17 protein-coding genes and 5 tRNA genes are annotated in these 17590 nt (G+C 51.4%); 14 read left to right on the forward strand and 8 right to left on the reverse strand.

What is annotated here, in order from left to right; translation table 11 throughout:
* Positions 1–2: 2 nt before the first annotated feature.
* Entirely contained in the window at positions 3–1094 is a 1092-nt protein-coding gene (prfA, locus tag CWI70_RS04335; RefSeq protein ID WP_126772697.1) for a peptide chain release factor 1, read from the reverse strand.
* A gap of 16 nt (positions 1095–1110) precedes the next feature.
* Positions 1111–2373 carry a glutamyl-tRNA reductase gene (hemA, locus tag CWI70_RS04340; RefSeq protein WP_126770884.1) on the reverse strand — a complete coding sequence of 421 codons (1263 nt, stop codon included), beginning with the start codon at positions 2371–2373 and terminating at the stop codon, positions 1111–1113.
* Between the two features lie 94 nt (positions 2374–2467).
* Between hemA and lolB the strand changes: the two genes are divergently transcribed.
* The 6 genes from lolB (at position 2468) to ychF (ending at position 7409) form a co-directional block, all read left to right on the forward strand.
* Positions 2468–3100 carry a lipoprotein insertase outer membrane protein LolB gene (gene lolB, locus CWI70_RS04345; RefSeq protein ID WP_126770886.1) on the forward strand — a complete coding sequence of 211 codons (633 nt, stop codon included), beginning with the start codon at positions 2468–2470 and terminating at the stop codon, positions 3098–3100.
* Positions 3088–3951: a 4-(cytidine 5'-diphospho)-2-C-methyl-D-erythritol kinase gene (ispE, locus tag CWI70_RS04350; RefSeq protein ID WP_126770888.1), complete on the forward strand. Its 864-nt coding sequence runs from the start codon at positions 3088–3090 to the stop codon at positions 3949–3951. The genes lolB and ispE overlap by 13 nt, the downstream gene beginning before the upstream one ends.
* A 14-nt stretch (positions 3952–3965) precedes the next feature.
* Positions 3966–4913 carry a ribose-phosphate pyrophosphokinase gene (locus CWI70_RS04355; protein ID WP_126770890.1) on the forward strand — a complete coding sequence of 316 codons (948 nt, stop codon included), beginning with the start codon at positions 3966–3968 and terminating at the stop codon, positions 4911–4913.
* 112 nt (positions 4914–5025) lie between these two features.
* Complete coding sequence (locus CWI70_RS04360) at positions 5026–5703, forward strand: 50S ribosomal protein L25/general stress protein Ctc (RefSeq protein WP_126770892.1); 678 nt, start codon at positions 5026–5028, stop codon at positions 5701–5703.
* A gap of 6 nt (positions 5704–5709) precedes the next feature.
* A complete protein-coding gene (pth, locus tag CWI70_RS04365) occupies positions 5710–6297 on the forward strand; it encodes an aminoacyl-tRNA hydrolase (RefSeq protein ID WP_126770894.1) in 588 nt (195 codons plus the stop codon).
* Between the two features lie 20 nt (positions 6298–6317).
* Positions 6318–7409 carry a redox-regulated ATPase YchF gene (ychF, locus tag CWI70_RS04370; protein WP_126770896.1) on the forward strand — a complete coding sequence of 364 codons (1092 nt, stop codon included), beginning with the start codon at positions 6318–6320 and terminating at the stop codon, positions 7407–7409.
* 47 nt (positions 7410–7456) lie between these two features.
* On the opposite strand, the gene CWI70_RS04375 is transcribed toward ychF, so the two are convergent.
* From CWI70_RS04375 to CWI70_RS04395, 5 genes are read right to left on the reverse strand one after another with little or no spacing between them, the layout of a single operon-like run.
* A complete protein-coding gene (locus CWI70_RS04375) occupies positions 7457–8290 on the reverse strand; it encodes a sulfurtransferase (RefSeq protein ID WP_126770898.1) in 834 nt (277 codons plus the stop codon).
* Between the two features lie 2 nt (positions 8291–8292).
* Entirely contained in the window at positions 8293–8712 is a 420-nt protein-coding gene (locus tag CWI70_RS04380) for a group I truncated hemoglobin (protein WP_126770900.1), read from the reverse strand.
* Between the two features lie 12 nt (positions 8713–8724).
* A complete protein-coding gene (locus tag CWI70_RS04385; RefSeq protein ID WP_241967819.1) occupies positions 8725–9582 on the reverse strand; it encodes a DUF3034 family protein in 858 nt (285 codons plus the stop codon).
* Entirely contained in the window at positions 9572–11848 is a 2277-nt protein-coding gene (locus CWI70_RS04390; protein ID WP_126770902.1) for a putative bifunctional diguanylate cyclase/phosphodiesterase, read from the reverse strand. Before CWI70_RS04390 ends, CWI70_RS04385 begins: the two co-directional genes overlap by 11 nt.
* Positions 11838–12515, reverse strand: a complete 678-nt coding sequence (locus CWI70_RS04395; protein ID WP_126770904.1) for a methylamine utilization protein — start codon at positions 12513–12515, stop codon at positions 11838–11840. The genes CWI70_RS04390 and CWI70_RS04395 overlap by 11 nt, the downstream gene beginning before the upstream one ends.
* 53 nt (positions 12516–12568) lie before the next feature.
* Here CWI70_RS04395 and CWI70_RS04400 point away from each other — a divergent pair, with 53 nt between their 5' ends.
* From CWI70_RS04400 to CWI70_RS04430, 7 genes are all read left to right on the forward strand, one after another.
* Positions 12569–13960 (forward strand): class II fumarate hydratase, encoded by a 1392-nt coding sequence (locus tag CWI70_RS04400; RefSeq protein WP_126770906.1) that lies wholly within the window; start codon positions 12569–12571, stop codon positions 13958–13960.
* A 24-nt stretch (positions 13961–13984) separates the two neighbouring features.
* Positions 13985–14650, forward strand: coding sequence for an SDR family oxidoreductase (locus CWI70_RS04405; RefSeq protein ID WP_126770908.1), 666 nt, complete (start codon positions 13985–13987; stop codon positions 14648–14650).
* Positions 14651–14804: 154 nt separating this feature from the next.
* Positions 14805–14881, forward strand: a tRNA-Met gene (locus CWI70_RS04410).
* A 15-nt stretch (positions 14882–14896) separates the two neighbouring features.
* Positions 14897–14981: transfer RNA gene (locus CWI70_RS04415), tRNA-Leu, on the forward strand.
* Between the two features lie 36 nt (positions 14982–15017).
* Positions 15018–15092 (forward strand) — tRNA-Gln (locus tag CWI70_RS04420).
* Positions 15093–15115: 23 nt separating this feature from the next.
* A tRNA-Gln gene (locus tag CWI70_RS04425) sits at positions 15116–15190 on the forward strand.
* Between the two features lie 14 nt (positions 15191–15204).
* Positions 15205–15291: transfer RNA gene (locus CWI70_RS04430), tRNA-Leu, on the forward strand.
* 73 nt (positions 15292–15364) lie between these two features.
* Here CWI70_RS04430 and CWI70_RS04435 read toward each other — a convergent pair.
* Entirely contained in the window at positions 15365–16495 is a 1131-nt protein-coding gene (locus CWI70_RS04435) for an FAD-dependent oxidoreductase (protein ID WP_126770909.1), read from the reverse strand.
* 154 nt (positions 16496–16649) lie between these two features.
* Here CWI70_RS04435 and CWI70_RS04440 point away from each other — a divergent pair, with 154 nt between their 5' ends.
* Complete coding sequence (locus CWI70_RS04440; protein WP_126770911.1) at positions 16650–17543, forward strand: DMT family transporter; 894 nt, start codon at positions 16650–16652, stop codon at positions 17541–17543.
* Positions 17544–17590: the final 47 nt, after the last annotated feature.

Consider the following 17590-nt stretch of genomic DNA (forward strand, 5'->3'; position numbering starts at 1 on the left):
CCTTACCCCTGTTGCTCAGCCAAGGCGGCGAGCTGATCGGCTTGGTGCTCTTGCACAATAGCATCAAGAATGAGGTCCAGCGCACCATTGAGGACTTCATCCAAACGATAAAGGGTTAGGTTGATGCGGTGATCGCTAACGCGCCCCTGTGGATAATTGTAGGTACGAATCCGCTCCGACCGGTCGCCACTGGCAACGAGACTGCGACGAGTTGCTTGTTCTTCGGCCAAACGTTTGTCATCAGCCGCTTGTTGCAAGCGTGCTTGCAATACTGACATCGCCTTGGCTCGGTTTTTGTGCTGTGAACGTTCGTCCTGGCACTCCACCACAATACCTGACGGAATGTGGGTAATACGAATCGCCGAATCGGTACGGTTAACGTGCTGACCACCGGCTCCCGAGGCGCGGAAGGTATCGACGCGTAGATCCGCCGGATTGATCTCGATGGCTTCTGCTTCAGGCACTTCTGGTAGCACTGCGACCGTACACGCTGACGTGTGCACGCGGCCCTGTGACTCGGTTTCAGGAACACGTTGGACACGGTGCCCACCCGATTCAAATTTCATCCGCCCATAAGCGCCATCACCAGAAACGTGCGCAATCACCTCTTTGTAACCGCCGTGCTCACCTTCGTTGGCATTGACAATACTCACCCGCCAACCATGTTGCTCGGCATAGCGGCTATACATGCGGAACAAGTCACCAGCAAAAATGGCTGCTTCATCACCACCTGCTCCAGCACGGATTTCTAAATAACATGGACGATCATCATTGGGATCGCGTGGCAACAAGAGAATCTGTAATTCCTGCGCCAGCTCTTCTTGCTTGGCTTGCGCAGTTTCGAGCTCCAGCTGACCCATTTCTCGCATTTCAGCATCATCTTCAGCGAGCATTTCTTCCGCCGCTGCGGCGTCTTCTTGGGCTTGCTGATAATCACGAAAACACTTCACCAACTCTTCTAATTGAGCGTATTCACGTGAGAGCGCACGAAAGCGCTCTTGGTCCGCAATAATGCCGGCATCACTTAGCAAATGCTGCACTTCTTCGTAGCGCTCTAAAAGGGCTTCGAGTTTGCGGGTAATCGAAGGATTCATCATAGCTTAAGAAACCTTAATCGTTATCGTTATAGAGTTGCTGAAATACCGCGAGCGTTTGGTAATCGCCTTTCGCTCCGGCTTCACGCAAGGTTCTGGTTGGTGCGTGTAAAAATTGTTTAGTAAGCCTTTGCGTGAGTTCAGCCATCACCTCTTCGGCAGGCTTACCAGCCGCCAATTGATTGCGAGCACGTTGTAACTGATCCTGCGCCAGTTGCTCAGTGTGTTGCCGAAAATCACGCAAGACATCGACATGATCCAGACCACGCAACCACGTCATAAACTGCTCGGTTTGCTCGAGGATCATCGCCTGTGCTTGCGCCGCCGCTTCTTCACGGTTACGCATGTTTTCTTGAATGATGCCTTGCAGGTCATCAACGCTATACAAATAAGCATCGCTGAGCTCATCCACTTGCGCTTCAATGTCGCGTGGGACAGCTAAATCAATGAGCAGCATGGGTTTGCGTTTGCGCTGCTTCAATGCGCTTTCAATCAAGCCTTTGCCAATGATCGGCAGTGTGCTCGCGGTCGAAGAAATAACAATATCAGCTTGCGGCAGTAACTCTGGCAGTTCGCCAAGGGTGTGCGCTTGCCCGTTGAACTTACTCGCCACGGTTTCAGCGCGCATTAATGTCCGGTTAGCGACCGTAAGCTTATCGACACCGATTTCGGTTAAGTGCTGTGCCACCAATTCGGCGGTGTCGCCAGCGCCCACCAATAATACCGATGCGTGCGTTAAATCCGCAAAAATGTGTCGCGCCAAATTCACCGCAGCAAAGGCTACCGAAACTGCGTTTTCTCCCACCGCAGTCTCACTGCGAACGCGCTTAGCAATGTGAAAAGTTTGCTGGAACAAGCGCTCGAGAATGCCACCCACGCTAGCTTGATTTTTGGCGAACTGATAAGCCTGCTTCACTTGTCCAAGGATTTGCGGCTCACCTAAAATCAGCGAATCAAGACCGCTTGCAACACGCATGAGGTGATCGATGGCAGCAGCATCAGTGTGGCAATAGCTGTGACTTTGCAAGGCCGTCGCAGGCACTCCGTGATAGCCAGCTAGCCAGCCGAGCAATAAATCGCTCGACGGCCCATTTTGGCCATCGGCGTGGCAATAAATCTCGGTGCGATTACAGGTCGACACAATCACCGCTTCACGCACACCCGTCTGCTCACGCAGGGCTGGCAGTGCGCTATGCAACTGCTCAGGCGAGAACGCTATTTGCTCACGTAAGTCTACGGAAGCGGTTTTATGGTTAACACCGAGTGCAAAAATAGTCATAATGGAAAAAAGCGAGCCTCTGGCACAGCAAAACGCCGCTAATTGTACGTTAAAGGCCGCATGATGAAAAGCACACCAAACCTTGGACAAGTCCATGAAACTACGCTTATTGCTCTTGTTTTCACTGATTTTGACTGGCTGCGCAGCGCCACCTGAAGAAATTCCGATGGACGCAATCGATGCGAACGCTGTGGCTCGTCATCAAGCTCAAGTCGACGCATTGCAACATTGGCAGTTACGCGGGCAAATCGCCCTGTTTAATTTAACTGCTGATGAGCGTGACGCGGTTTACCTCGAGTGGAAACAATCGCCTGAGCGCTTACAGCTGCGCTTTTATCATCCACTAAAAGGCACTTTGGCGCGGTTAGAACAGGATGCACAAGGAGCAACCTACTACGATGAAGACGAGCAAGCCTATTATGGCTACAACGCCGAATCGTTGGTGGCGCGGTTGTTCAACTTTGAGCTGCCCATTATGCTGTTACAGCAGGTTATTGTCGGCGGCCGGCCGCAAGGCGCCGAACAGCAGCGCTACCTGCTGCTCAATAACCAAGAACTCGCAGTGGCACCACTAATGAGTTACCTGGTCACACGCAATGAGCAACAATGGCAAGTGCAATTAAATAACTACGAACAGCAATCTGGACAGCTATTTTTGCCGCACAATGTTGAACTGCGTAGTTCAACCTGGCGAATTAAGTTACGGGTGAGCGAATGGAAACTTTAGTTTTACCCGCGCCAGCGAAGCTAAATCTATTTTTGCATATCACTGGGCGTCGTGACGATGGCTATCATGAGTTACAGAGCGTCTTTCAGTTTTTAGATCTGCACGATGTTTTAAGCTTTACGCGCTTAACGACACCAGCGATTGAATTTCAATGTTCAGCTGCCGCACTCAACACCGCTGATAATTTGGTGGTACGCGCAGCACAGCTCCTGCAAACGAAGCAGTCGGTAAAGCAAGGGGTACGCATCATTCTGGATAAACGTCTCCCCTACGGCGGCGGATTAGGCGGTGGTTCGTCGGATGCGGCAACAACGCTGCTCGCCCTTAATCGACTATGGGACTTACAATTCAATGAAGATCAGCTCGCTGAGCTTGGCTTACAACTAGGGGCTGACGTACCTGTTTTTGTGCGCGGGCACGCCGCATTCGCCGAAGGCATTGGCGAGCAGCTGTACCCGGTACAGCCTAGCAGTCCTTGGTACTTGGTCATTGATCCCGGCGTCCATATTAGTACCGCGACACTGTTCCAACACCCGGCATTGCAACGGGACTGCCTACCGCTCGCTCGCGAGACTTGGCAGCAGCAAACCACACAGAATGTCTTCGAGCCACTAGTCCGCGAACTGTATCCCGAAGTTGCCAAGGCCCTCGACTGGTTGGTAGAATACGCGCCAACTCGGCTTACCGGTACCGGCGCCTGTCTCTTCGGTGCTTTTGAAAGCCAAGAATTAGCGCGTGCTGCGCTCGCACGGATGCCCGCCCAATGGAATGGCTTTGTCGCACGTGGTTTAAACGAATCCCCGGTCTGCCAGCAACTGCGGCAGGCTTCAACTGACAACCTGACCAACTAAGATTGAGGTTTAGTGTGCCTGACATGAAGCTCTTTGCTGGCAACGCCACGCCAGAACTCGCCCAGAAGATTGCTGACCGACTCTACATCAAACTCGGCGATGCCGAGGTTGGCCGTTTTAGCGACGGTGAAATCAGCGTAAAAATCAACGAAAATGTCCGTGGTTCTGACGTTTTTATCATCCAATCAACATGCGCTCCTACCAATGACAACCTCATGGAACTTATTGTCATGGTTGACGCCCTGCGTCGCGCATCGGCCGGTCGTATCACTGCTGTCATGCCGTATTTTGGCTATGCTCGCCAAGACCGCCGCGTACGTTCTGCACGTGTGCCTATCACCTCTAAAGTCGTCGCAGACTTTCTCTCGAGTGTTGGTGTTGACCGTGTTTTAACCGTTGACCTCCATGCCGAACAGATTCAAGGCTTCTTCGATGTCCCAGTCGACAACGTCTTTGGTACCCCTGTCTTGCTTGAGCACTTGAGTAAACAACAATTCCATAACCCTGTGGTGGTTTCACCAGACATCGGTGGTGTCGTGCGAGCGCGAGCAATGGCCAAGTTATTGAATGACATCGACCTTGCCATCATCGATAAACGTCGCCCGCGGGCAAACGAATCGCAAGTAATGCACATTATCGGTGACGTGCAAGATCGCGATTGCATCATCGTCGACGACATGATCGACACTGGCGGTACGCTTTGTAAAGCTGCTGACGCCCTGAAAGAAAACGGTGCACGTCGAGTGTTCGCCTACGCAACGCATCCAGTTTTTTCTGGTGGTGCGGTGAACAACATTCGCGAATCGAACATTGACCACGTTGTGGTCACCGATAGCATTCCATTAAGCCCTGAAATGAAGGCCTTAGATAAGGTTCACCAGTTAACCTTGAGCGGCATGCTATCAGAAGCATTGCGCCGCGTGAGCAACGAAGAATCCATCTCGGCAATGTTTGAGTATTGATTGAATTTTGTTGGCGCGGGTGGTACTATTCCGCGCCCTCGAAAATGAGCGAGGAAAGTGTCGGGATTTGGTCGCGAATCACCGACTTATTTTTATTTAACGGAGACACTCCATGTCGGATATCGATTTTACTATTCAAGCACAACTGCGTACTGATACAGGGAAAGGTGCGAGCCGCCGCCTGCGTCGCGCAGACAAAGTGCCTGCAATCTTGTACGGTGCGAACAAAGAAGCTGTGTCATTGACCCTTGATCACAACAAAGTGAACAACATGGCCGATTACGAAGCTTTCTACTCGCACATTTTGACCTTGGTCATCGACGGCAAGAAGCATCAGGCTATCTTGAAGGACATTCAACGTCACCCATACAAGCCTAAGTTGACTCACCTTGACTTCCAACGCGTAGAAAAAGGTCAGAAGTTACACACCCACGTACCACTGCACTTCTTGAACGAGAAGACTGCGAAAGGCGTGAAAGACGAAGGCGGTGTTGTTGTTCACCACGTGAATGACGTTGAAATCACTTGTTTGCCGAAAGACTTACCTGAGTACTTGGAAGTTGACGTAGCAAACATGGCGATTGGTGACACCTTGCACTTAACTGACCTTGCATTGCCAAACGGCGTTGAATTGGTCGAGTTAACCAAAGGTGAAGACCATGACCAAGCGGTCGTTTCTATCACTGCACCACGTGTAGAGAAAGAAGAAACTGAAGAGACTGAAGAAGTTTCTCCAGAAGTACCAACCGCTAAAGAAAGTGAAGAAGAAGACAAAAAAGACGAAGAATAAGGCATTATGTCGACAATTCGTCTACTCGTGGGCCTGGGAAATCCAGGCCCCGAATATTCCCAAACCCGCCACAATGCAGGCTTCTGGTTGGTCGAAGAATTCGCCCGCCGCTATAGCTTGAGCTTGCAACCCGAAACAAAATTCTTTGGTCATACCGCGCGCTTACAAAAAGGTGCATGGGACTTACGTCTGCTCGAGCCGATGACGTTTATGAACAAAAGCGGAAAGTCGGTAGGCGCTTTGGCGAACTTCTTCAAAATCAAGCCAGAAGAAATTCTGGTTGCTTATGACGAATTAGATCTGCCTCCAGGCGTTGCCAAGTTCAAAACTGGCGGCGGCAGTGGTGGCCACAATGGCATCAAAGACATGATTGCTGCCCTTGGTAGCCCTGATTTTCATCGCTTACGTATTGGTATCGGTCATCCGGGGCACAAAAGCAAAGTGACCGGCTATGTGTTGGGTAAAGCGCCTGCACAAGACCAACAGTTGATGGACGATACCATTGCGCAAGCATGCAACAGTATAGAATTGTTGCTCGATCAAGACATGCGCGCTGCACAGCAGCAGCTGCATAGTTTCAAAGCACAGCTTTAACGTACAGAGAGAGAATAAGTATGGGATTCAAATGCGGTATTGTTGGTTTGCCGAACGTTGGTAAATCTACTTTGTTTAACGCCTTAACCAAAGCTGGTATCGAAGCAGCTAACTTCCCTTTCTGTACCATTGAGCCAAATACTGGCGTGGTCGCTGTACCTGATCCGCGCTTGGACAAGCTCGCAGAAATTGTGAATCCACAACGCGTGCTGCCAACCACCATGGAGTTCGTTGACATTGCTGGCTTGGTCAAGGGTGCATCGAAAGGCGAAGGCTTGGGCAATCAGTTCCTCGCTAATATCCGTGAAACTGACGCCATTGGTCACGTGGTACGTTGCTTCGAGAACGACAACATTGTGCACGTTGCTGGTCAGGTGAACCCGCAAGAAGATATTGAAGTCATCAATACCGAACTGGCGTTGGCTGACCTCGACAGCGTCGAGAAAGCGATTCACCGTTTAGGCAAAAAAGCCAAAGGCGGCGACAAACAAGCCGTCGCTGAAATCGCCGTGCTTGAGAAGTTATTGCCAGCGCTTGAAAACGGTGACATGGCACGCTCGGTGGAACTCAGTAAAGACGAACGTGCAACCATTCGTTCGTACAATCTGTTGACCTTAAAGCCAACCATGTACATTGCTAACGTCAACGATGACGGCTTCGAAAACAACCCGTATCTGGACAAAGTGCGCGAAATCGCTTCGAAAGAAGACGCTATCGTGGTTCCTGTTTGCGCGGAAATTGAAAGCGAAATCGCCGAGCTTGATGACGACGAGAAAGCTGAATTCATGGCTGATTTAGGCATCGAAGAACCGGGTTTGAACCGTGTTATCCGCGGTGGTTATGAGCTTCTGAACCTGCAAACCTACTTCACCGCAGGTCCTAAAGAAGTACGCGCTTGGACGATTCCTGTCGGCGCTACTGCCCCGCAGGCCGCAGGTAAAATCCACACTGACTTTGAGAAAGGCTTTATCCGTGCCGTCGTGGTCGCTTTCGATGATTACATTACTTACAAAGGTGAGCAAGGCGCGAAAGAAGCAGGTAAACGTCGTGAAGAAGGTAAAGATTACATCGTAAAAGACGGTGATGTGATTTTGTTCCGCTTTAACGTTTAAGCGCCAAACGCAAAGAGTCCTCAGAAAAGCCCACTTCGGTGGGCTTTTTAGTGCTCACCTGTCTCGATAGGGAGATCGTCTCGACTCCCCCACTCCGACCATGACCCGTCATAGAGCTTCACCTGCTGATAGCCAGCAAGTCGTGCCGCCACCAGCAAAATGCAGGCGGTGATACCGGAGCCACAGGTGATAATAAGAGGCTGCTGCTCGCTAAGCTCGGCGAAGGTCCGCTGAAGTTGTTGAACATTGGCATACCCGTCTCCCTGCAGAACCATAGCAAAAGGCAAATTTTTCGCATTAGGCATGTGCCCCGCACGTATCCCCGCTCGCGGCTCTTCTTTCTTGCCCGCAAACCGCTCCGCTGAACGCGCATCCACAATAACAGCCTCACCGCTTGTCGAAGCGTGCAGCACCTCATCGCAGGCGGCAAGCCACTCGCGCTGCAATTGCGCAGTGACCGTTCCGGTGCCCTTTGCGGCTTGGTATTCATTGGCAACTGGACGCTGCTCCGCCAACCACTTTGGCAAACCACCATCCAAAATGACAGCGTTCGACAGGCCCATGGCCTGCAATACCACCCATGCTCGAGGCGCGGAGTAGATGCCTTGATTATCATACAAAACCAGAGTGTCGTCAGGATCGACGTCATTATGCCGCAACCATTGTGTGACTTGCTCAGCCGAAGGAAACGCGTTGGGCAGCGACGCGTTTGTGTCAGTCAACTCCTGCTCCAGCACAAGGTTGCGCGCGCCAGGAATCACCTGTAAATGGTCGTATTCAAGCGGAGTACGACCGATAACCTTTTGCATGCTGGCGTCAAATACTTTGACCTGTGGATCATCTAGACGTGCCGCGAGCCATTCGGTTGAGACAAGCGTCATAATTAACGACCTACGATTTCGCCATGGAAATCAGCAAGAATATCAAGCAATTGGTTTTGCGCAGAAACAGGAATCTCATGTTGTTCCATGGCATCAATTAAATTTTCCACAATCGCATTAAATTCAGTACGGGTAATACCCATGCCGGTGTGAACTTCAATCATATTGGCGCCGTCATACGTGCAGGGCCCGCCCACTAACTCGCAAACATGCAGACTGATCATGCGATGAAAACGATCAATGTCGGCATTTTCAAAGTGCTCGATCACCCGCTCGTCTTCCGCAATCTCCAGCACAAAGGTCGCCATGAGGTCATCAATGCCCTGTTTTTCACCAAGTTCCTGGTAGAGGGAACTCGCATGAGCGCCCGCACTGGCAAGCAGGAGAACGAAACTCATCAAGGTCATTTGCAAAAATTTCATCGCCGCTACTCCTTAGAAGCTCACCTGTAATGACGCATAGGCACCTGTTTGATCAGGCAAACCTGCGATCGATTTGAGATCAACATACGCGACCACCAAAGCGACCGATTTAGTTGGGAACCAGCCGACAAACACGTCACGCCAGTCATACTCTTTGGCAAAGCCCAAATTATCGGGCTTCTGACGATACTCCACACCAACCAGCCAATAGCGATTAACGAACATCCCCAAACTGGCTTCGCTCACATAGTCATAACTGTCATTCTTATCGCCGCCAAAACCCAGCAAACCTAATTGGTTCGCTTTCGTTGCCCGCAGTGTGTAGTTGGCCACCCAAGTTCTATCCAAAGGGCCTGCAAGCCAGGCTTTCGCGGCACTAAAGTAAAAGTCCGTGCCGCTGTCGTCTTGCGCGCCAACCGCAGCGGGCAAGCCGTAAGTTTGGTTGCGCTTGTGTTGTAATCCAACGCTTAACTGCGGCATATCGCCATAAACTAAATCGCCCGCGAGTCGCACCTTAACGCCGAAGATATCTTGTTTTAGGTCTCCGCCAATAGTGTTCAGGCCTAGGCGTTGCTGAGCGAAACTTACTTCAACACGATTATCGTAGGTGAAGTTAAGGCTCTGCACGCCCAACTGAAAGTCTTCGACATCCGCAAAGTTGGCATTCACGGTTACGCCCCACTCGCCTTCCTCAGCGTAACTCGCGGTGGTTGCCCATGGCACGATACCACCACCACCAGAGCCCTCGATAGAGGTCACAGCGCCGGTCGCAAGCAATTTCCCATCATCAGCGTAAACTGTTTGGCAAGCCAAGCTGATGCCTGCAATAAGGCCAATCCCAACCTGCTTAGCAAATGCATTAATCATCATTGAATGCCTTTTTCTCTTTCACATTAAACTTTGGAGCTTCGTTTATAAGCCACTGCTCAAATTCCACTGCCACCAAGGGGCGACTAAAATAATAGCCCTGCAAGGTATCGCACCCCATCTTTTGCAATAGCAGCCAAGCGGCTTCTTCTTCGACGCCCTCAGCGACGGTGTGCAAGTGCAGCTGATGGGCTAAAGTTAATGTTGACTGCACAATAATACGGTCACTTTCATTGCTATTTAGACCGCGGATAAAGCTTTGATCCAGCTTCAATTTGTCGAGCGGAAGATGCTTCAACTGCGCTAACGACGCGTAGCCCGTACCATAATCGTCGAGCGCTATCTTACAGCCTAGTTCACGCAGCTCGCGCAAGCGCTGTTGCGCCTTTTCGAGGTCAGCCATCACCGCACTTTCAGTGACTTCCAGCGTTAATTTAAAAGCATCAAGATGGCGTTTATCGAGTTCCGTAGCGATGAACTGAACAAAGTCATCAGACTGCAAATCTAAAGCGGATAGGTTCACCGACATTTGCACATCGACGCCCTGCTCCAACCAATACTGTTGTTGATTCAAAGCCGCCTCGCATACCCATCGCGTCACTCGGAGAATATCGCCGGACTGCTCGGCGAGCGGAATAAATTCATCAGGTCGAATCACGCCCAACTGTTCGTGTTGCCAGCGAATCAAAGCTTCTGTACCAACCACGCGACCCGTTGTACAATCGATTTTAGGTTGATAATGCAACTGCAACTTGCGGCTTGCGATGGCATCGGGCAATGCCTGAAGAATCTGCAAGCGACGCAAATAACTCTCGTCACTCCCCTGCTGATACGACGCCAAGAGTTGCTTCTCTGCACGCGCCAACTGTGCGGCTAATTGCGCACGCCGCAACAACACATCGACTTCAGCCCCGTATTCCGGAAAGCGCACTGTGCCAGCTCGAAACTCCAAGCGATAGCTCGCCTCACCTACATGCCAACGTGTGCGCTGCAGGGTTTTGAGACTTGCGCCAAGTTGCTCTTCTGCGGCGGTATCACAGAGCACCACAAACTCATCACTCGCCAAGCGCGCAACAAAACAATCTGCAGCAAACACTTCACGCAAACGCTTAGCAACGTGTTGTAAAACTTGGTCTCCGAAACTTTGTCCTAACCTATCGTTGAGGGCACGAAAGCGCATGATGTTGAGTACTAGCATGACCCCACTCTGTCGCGCAGTCAGGCGTTGTTGAAGGTTTTTATAAAATGATTCGCGATTCGGTAAACTCGTTAGCAAATCATGCTCGAGTTGATACACAATGCGTTGCTCACGATCGGCAATGGCCTCACGCATAGTGTCAAAAGTTGCCCCTAACTGGCCAAACTCGTCTTGGCGTTTAAGGTTCAAGGGCGCGTCATAGCGACCTCGGCGCAAGGCTTCGGCTGCTTGGGTTAAACGCGCGAGCGGCTGGTTAAAATACCTTGCAGTCGCAATTGCTAAGACCAATGCAACCAACAACGTTGCAAAACCGAAACCTAAATATTGCGTGCGCAAGTTCTGAAAAGCTTGCGTCGCATCGAGCCGCGAGGTACTTACCAACAATTCAATGGCATTAAATGTCGACAAATGTCCAGCGAGTTCCTGTTCTTCTAGCCAAGCGGTAAGCTGATCTTGGCCCGCCGCGGTCAGCAACTCTTGTTGCAATGGTTGCTTTAAACTCGAGGCGAGCACCCGTTGTCCCTGGCTATCAAAGAATGTCAGATCAGTATTGGTCAGTTGCTTAAGCGCATCGGCAAGTTGGTCATCGATAATAAAGCCCAAGGTTGCGTAGGCGATAACATCTGGCGCGCGCACAGGCACGGTTATCAGTTGAAAGAGTTCACCGTCAATCAAGCGCACGCCACGTAACGCACTAAAATCGGTTCCTGTTGGCAGTGCATGTGTACTTGCTAATTCTTCACCGTCGACGCTATACAGCGCCATCAACTGCGTACCAATGCGATCACCATGGTTCACCATGGCGGAAACGAGGGTTGCTTGCTCACCACTAGCGACGGCCTCACGAAAGCCAAAATCATCAGCCAATACCTGTGCCGCTTGTTCTAATTGCTCGCCCCGACGTTTAAGTAGCTCACCTAATACCCGCTCACTCACGGCGAGTTCACGCTCCACCGTCAGTTCAGCCTGCTTTTCAGTAGCAAACGTCACCGCGATCAGCGTGGCCAGTAGCACGCCGCCAGCCAAACTGATAAAGAGCAGCAGTAGCCGAGAGCGAAAACTAATGCGCATGGTCTTTTAACTTATTAAAGCGCTGCTGCAGCGGTGATGGCGGTGGTGGGTTTTGCTGTTGCGGCGCGACTTGGAGTTGCACACGCAGCTGCGCTTGATCGCTCGCTACGTCAAAGTGGCGCTCGGCGGTAGTTTCATCACCAAGCCCAGGATACCACACATGCACCTGCGTAGCATCGCTAGGTGCTTCAAGTATCACGAGGCCATTGTCATCCGTCAAACGTGATTGCGCATGCGGACTCACATACAAATAAGCCCGCATGTGGTCATGTATATTACAACCTAACACCACAATGCCTGGCTCTGGAAAAGTGATCGCCGGAGCCTCGCGGTTACTATACAGAGGTAACTCAAAGGTTTTCGCTGGCGAAAACGAATACACTTGATGGCGGATATTATCGCTGTTCGGGAAGTTCACCGTTGAGCCCGGCTGGATCGTTGAAATAAATGGGGTGAACAAGCGATCGACCTGGTCAATGATGGCTGCTGTGGGTGCTTTTGCTGCGGGCGCAAAGTCGATAGAAACGACCGCTTGCGGGAGCACTTGCCCGTTAGCGTCAGTAACCACGATTTCAAGTTCACGCGCCTGACTTTGAACCATCGTCAATCCGCCAACAAACAAGAGCGTCGGCAGTAAAAGTCGCAGTGAGATTTGAAAGTTCAGCATTTGCACCCCATGCTTAATAATAATTAAGTGAATCCTTAGAAGAGGAACTAAGTATGTCGAAACAAGCTCGTATCGAAAAAGATAGCATGGGAGAAATTGAGGTACCAGCAGAAGCGCTCTGGCGCGCGCAAACCGAACGTGCTCGACAGAACTTTCACCTCAGCAGCCTCCGTTTTCCCGCTCGCACCATCAGTGCCCTAGCCCATATTAAAGCCGCTGCCGCCCAAGCCAACGCTGATCTCGACTTACTCACCGAAGCTCAAGCTGCAGCTATTGTAAAGGCAGCCGACGCAATTAGCGCAGCGCCGGATATGAGCCAGTTCCCCCTCGACATTTTTCAAACCGGCTCTGGCACCAGTACCAACATGAATATGAACGAAGTTTTGGCAGAAACGGTTCACCGTGCTAACGGTCCCAAGGTGCACCCGAACGACCACGTCAATTGCAGCCAGAGCAGTAATGACGTTATTCCAACCAGCATTCAGGTCAGTTGCGTATTGGCTTTGCATGACGAATGGCTGCCCGCTATTGTACATTTGCAGCGCACCATTGAAGAGAAAGCGCAAAGCCTAGAAGAAGTGGTGAAAACCGGTCGCACCCATTTAATGGACGCCATGCCGATCACTATGGCGCAAGAGCTACGTGCTTGGAGCACGCAACTGCATCACTGCCAGCTCAACATTAACGAAGTTTGCGAGCGCTTACGTGCCCTGCCCCAAGGCGGCACCGCTGTCGGCAGCGGCATTAATGCCCCACAAGCCTTTCGCCAGCAGTTTTGCCAGCATTTAAGTGAACGTACCGAACAGTATTTTCACCCAGCGACCAATGCCTTTGCCGGTATTTCGGGGCAAGAACTCAGTCTACAACTGGCCGGCGCATTAAATGCCTGTGGCGCAGTGTTACTGAAAGTCAGCAATGACTTACGCTGGATGAACAGCGGGCCATTGGCAGGGCTGGGCGAAATTGAACTCAAAGCCTTGCAGCCCGGCAGCAGCATTATGCCCGGCAAGGTGAACCCCGTCATTCCTGAGGCCGTGGCTATGGTCGCAGCGCACCTTGCAGGCAGTTACCAAACCATTGCCACAGCGGCACAACAAGGTAACTTCCAACTCAACGTGATGTTACCGCTAATTGCGTATCACCTGATTGAAAGCATTGAGATCAGCGCCAAAGCCATGCGCAGCCTCGCCGATGACGCCATTGCTGATTTCAATGTTAAACATGATCGCCTCGAGGAAGCACTCGCACGCAATCCAATTTTGGTCACGGCATTGAACTCGGTGATTGGTTACAACGAAGCGGCGAAAATCGCCAAGCGAGCTTATCAGGAGCAACGCCCTGTCATCGACGTCGCCGAAGAAATGACCGACCTTTCACGGGACGAACTTGAAGCCTTACTCGATCCGAAAAAACTGACCCACGGGGGCATTCCCGGCGGCGACTAATTTAAACTCAGCAAAGGAGTAACTATGAGCGAACATGTTGTCATTACAGGCGCTAACCGCGGTATCGGTTTAGCCCTCGCCACGCAATTTAAGCAACGCGGCGCAAACGTCACCGCCGTTTGTCGAAAGCCATCAGCCGAACTAGAACAACTTGGCGTCGCTATTATTGATGGGATTGACGTCACCGACGCAAAAGCGCGCGAGCTGCTCGCCGAGCGCCTTGCTGACGAGCCGATTGATATTCTTATCAACAACGCCGGGATTCTCGAAGGCGACAACTTTGACAGCTTTGCCACCGACAGCATGCAACGCCAGTTCACCGTCAATGCTGTGGCACCACTAGAGTTGAGCCGCACGCTGCGGCCACTATTGAAGAAAGAGAGCAAGTTGATTTTAATCACCTCGCGCATGGGCTCCATGGCCGACAATGGCTCTGGCGGACAATACGGTTACCGTATGAGCAAGGCCGCACTTAACGCCGCTGGCGTCTCACTGGCCAACGACCTCAAAGATGCTGGAATTGCGGTCGCTATGCTGCACCCCGGCTACGTACAAACCGACATGGTCAACAACCGCGGCGACATCAGCGCCGAAGAAGCCGCCTCGCGCTTGGTCAAACGCATCGACGAGCTCACGCTCGCCACCACCGGTTGTTTCCGTCACAGTAATGGGGAAGAATTGCCGTGGTAAAGATACTGGCGTTGATTAAATAACCAAACGAACGTTTTTTTGAGCAATCGCGCCAGCAAACGCGTTTTTTTGCGAAAAAGAGGTTGACGCTTGAGTCCCTGATTTGCATAATACGCGCCGCACTCACCGAGCGCAGTTTGAAAATTTTTGGTATGGCTACGTAGCTCAGCTGGTTAGAGCACAGCACTCATAATGCTGGGGTCGCAAGTTCGAATCTCGCCGTAGCCACCAACCAAATTGCAATGGGCGGACGTGGTGGAATTGGTAGACACGCTGGATTTAGGTTCCAGTGCCTCACGGCGTGAGAGTTCAAGTCTCTCCGTCCGCACCAACCTTTCACGGTGAGCGCAAGTTTTTAAGCCTAAGTTGGGGTATAGCCAAGCGGTAAGGCAGCGGGTTTTGATCCCGCCATTCCCAGGTTCAAATCCTGGTACCCCAGCCACTTAAAAGCTGTTTTCCGAGAGTTGGGGTATAGCCAAGCGGTAAGGCAGCGGGTTTTGATCCCGCCATTCCCAGGTTCAAATCCTGGTACCCCAGCCATCTCACTGCTTGTTGCGGTGGTGGCGGAATTGGTAGACGCGCTAGCTTCAGGTGCTAGTGTCCGAAAGGACGTGAGGGTTCAAGTCCCTCCCTCCGCACCATCTTATACATGGTGGCCGCAACGATGCAAAGAAACCGCCCTTCGGCGGTTTTTTTATGCTTGCTTTTCAACGACTACCATCCCATAGCCGTTTTAATAATCTGTCGTTTTAATGGCTTGATCTGCGCTACGGCACCTAAACCAACTGCTATGGCAGCGCGCGGTAATAAATGTTCGCTACGGAAACCAAAGTGAATGGCATCCATGGCACGCATCATTTGTTGGTTCACGTGCACTTGCTGTCGCTCGTAACTTGTCAGCGCTGACGTCAGTGGTTCTGCAGCCAGGCGCTCAAAAAGAACCTGCACATCCGCAAAGCCTAAGTTCACGCCCTGCCCAGCCAGCGGATGAATACTGTGCGCGGCATCACCGATCAGAGCCACACCTCGAGCATCAAAATAACGCAGCGCACGCTGGCGGCGTAATGGAAAGCTTGCCTGTTTTTGTAACTTGTAAGGACCAATCACATCAGCGAAAGTAGCCTGAAGTTTTTGCTCAACTTCGGCCTTTGTCACATTGTGCCACTCTTCTTCTGCACGGTAATCGATGAGACATGCTAAATGTCTACCCAGCGGCAATAGTGCATAAGGACCGTCGGCGCGGAAAACTTCCCATGTTTCGGTCGGCAACGGTTGTTCAACTTCAGCAATCGCCAATAAGCAACGCATGCCGTAATCCCAGCCGCGCATGCCTATGCCAGCAGCTTTGGCCACGGCAGAATTGGCGCCATCGGCACCCAGCAATAGATCGTAGCTCAGCGTCTTACCATCGCTAAGTGTTATCACACGTTGCTCAAGGTCGTAGTTCTGTACTTCTGTTTCGGCCAGCAACTTAGCGGCCTCATGCGTGCGTAGCAATTGCCAACAGGCGCGCACTAAGGCTTCATTTTCGACCATCACGCCTAACCGTTCAGCATTGACCTCATCAGCAGCAAAATGAAGTCTTTGTCGATCGCGGGTGGTGACGCTTAAACCGTCATAGCTGAAGAACTTTTGCGCATCGACATGAGTCCAAACGCCGAGCTGTTCCAACCATTCCACATTTTTTTGGTGAACTGATGAAATGCGTAAATCCCAATCGCCGTTCGCTGCGGCAGCATCAGGTGCCGCACCGCGTTCAAGCAACGTTACTTTGTGTCCGTCACGCAGCGCAGCAACTGCCGCACTCGCTCCCACCAAACCACCGCCTACAATCACAATCTGCATCGTTAGCTCTTACCCAGTTAACTTAGCTCGCATAATAGAAAACACAGCTCCAAGTATACACAGCCCCGCCACTGAAATAACTGTTCGTGATAAGATATCGGTTCATTTTATCTTTCCTTACTGAAACTAAGGCTTGCATCTAAGGCGTGAATCTATGGCAGTTATGGAAACTCCTCAACGCACGGTCGTCATTGCGTCTTTGCTTGTATTAGCTGCAGAACTTTGCTTTGCCGGAGTAAGTGCTATGGTCAAGTATTTGAGCACTGACGTACCGTCTGAGCAACTGGTGTTTTTCCGCAGTCTCATGACCTTTGTCGTACTCTTGCCATGGCTATGGCGCAAAGGCCCTGGTGCATTTAAAACGAAAGCTTGGCGTTTCCACTTAACCCGCGGTATTGCTGGCCTAACAGCCATGTACCTATTTTTTTATGCCATTGCCACCATTCCTCTTGCGCAAGCGACGCTGGTATTACTGTTGTCGCCATTCTTGATCCCAATTATCGGACGACTTTGGCTCAATGAACTTGTTCTTCCGCAAACCTGGATTGCGATTACCATTGGCTTTTTGGGCGCATTCGTGTTTTTAAACCCCGTCAGCGCTGAGTTATCGCCGGTTATTCTCGTTGCCTTTATCGCTGCTTGCTTGGCTGCATTCACCAAAACACTGATTCGACAAATGTCAGCGACGGAGTCATCAAGCAAAATCGTCTTCTACTTCGCTGCCCTTGGCACGCTGCTGTCGGCCATTCCGCTGCTGTGGCTTGGTCAAGCTATCGCCGCAGAACACTGGATAGGCATTGCCGTGATGGGCTTGTTAGCCGTCGGAGGACAGCTTGGCATGACCAAAGCCTTCTCCATCGCCCCCGCCGCAAGAGTCGGTGTGTTCACCTACAGCTCGGTTATTTTTGCAGCGCTGATGGGGTATTGGTTCTGGGACGAAGCCATTACCTGGTACATGCTCGTTGGCGCCGCAATCATCACTGTGGCAGGTTATCTTGCCATTCGTACAAGACGGAAAGCAGAAAGCAGCGGCAAAGTTGGCAGTTGAGGTCAGAACAGGCTAAAATAACGACCCTTTTGACATACACCAACGCA

The sequence above is a fragment of the Pseudidiomarina homiensis genome, from assembly GCF_003987225.1.
GTDB classification, from domain to species: domain Bacteria; phylum Pseudomonadota; class Gammaproteobacteria; order Enterobacterales; family Alteromonadaceae; genus Pseudidiomarina; species Pseudidiomarina homiensis.

Bases quoted from the DNA above. Each gene is read 5' to 3' on its own strand.
- CWI70_RS04400 (WP_126770906.1), top strand. From the start codon at position 12,569: ATGTCGAAACAAGCTCGTATCGAAAAAGATAGCATGGGAGAAATTGAG.
- CWI70_RS04375 (WP_126770898.1), bottom strand. From the start codon at position 8,290: ATGACGCTTGTCTCAACCGAATGGCTCGCGGCACGTCTAGATGATCCA.
- ychF (WP_126770896.1), top strand. From the start codon at position 6,318: ATGGGATTCAAATGCGGTATTGTTGGTTTGCCGAACGTTGGTAAATCT.
- prfA (WP_126772697.1), bottom strand. From the start codon at position 1,094: ATGAATCCTTCGATTACCCGCAAACTCGAAGCCCTTTTAGAGCGCTAC.
- CWI70_RS04405 (WP_126770908.1), top strand. From the start codon at position 13,985: ATGAGCGAACATGTTGTCATTACAGGCGCTAACCGCGGTATCGGTTTA.
- lolB (WP_126770886.1), top strand. From the start codon at position 2,468: ATGAAACTACGCTTATTGCTCTTGTTTTCACTGATTTTGACTGGCTGC.
- hemA (WP_126770884.1), bottom strand. From the start codon at position 2,373: ATGACTATTTTTGCACTCGGTGTTAACCATAAAACCGCTTCCGTAGAC.
- CWI70_RS04440 (WP_126770911.1), top strand. From the start codon at position 16,650: ATGGCAGTTATGGAAACTCCTCAACGCACGGTCGTCATTGCGTCTTTG.
- pth (WP_126770894.1), top strand. From the start codon at position 5,710: ATGTCGACAATTCGTCTACTCGTGGGCCTGGGAAATCCAGGCCCCGAA.
- ispE (WP_126770888.1), top strand. From the start codon at position 3,088: ATGGAAACTTTAGTTTTACCCGCGCCAGCGAAGCTAAATCTATTTTTG.
- CWI70_RS04435 (WP_126770909.1), bottom strand. From the start codon at position 16,495: ATGCAGATTGTGATTGTAGGCGGTGGTTTGGTGGGAGCGAGTGCGGCA.
- CWI70_RS04385 (WP_241967819.1), bottom strand. From the start codon at position 9,582: ATGATGATTAATGCATTTGCTAAGCAGGTTGGGATTGGCCTTATTGCA.
- CWI70_RS04395 (WP_126770904.1), bottom strand. From the start codon at position 12,515: ATGCTGAACTTTCAAATCTCACTGCGACTTTTACTGCCGACGCTCTTG.
- CWI70_RS04380 (WP_126770900.1), bottom strand. From the start codon at position 8,712: ATGAAATTTTTGCAAATGACCTTGATGAGTTTCGTTCTCCTGCTTGCC.
- CWI70_RS04360 (WP_126770892.1), top strand. From the start codon at position 5,026: ATGTCGGATATCGATTTTACTATTCAAGCACAACTGCGTACTGATACA.
- CWI70_RS04390 (WP_126770902.1), bottom strand. From the start codon at position 11,848: ATGCGCATTAGTTTTCGCTCTCGGCTACTGCTGCTCTTTATCAGTTTG.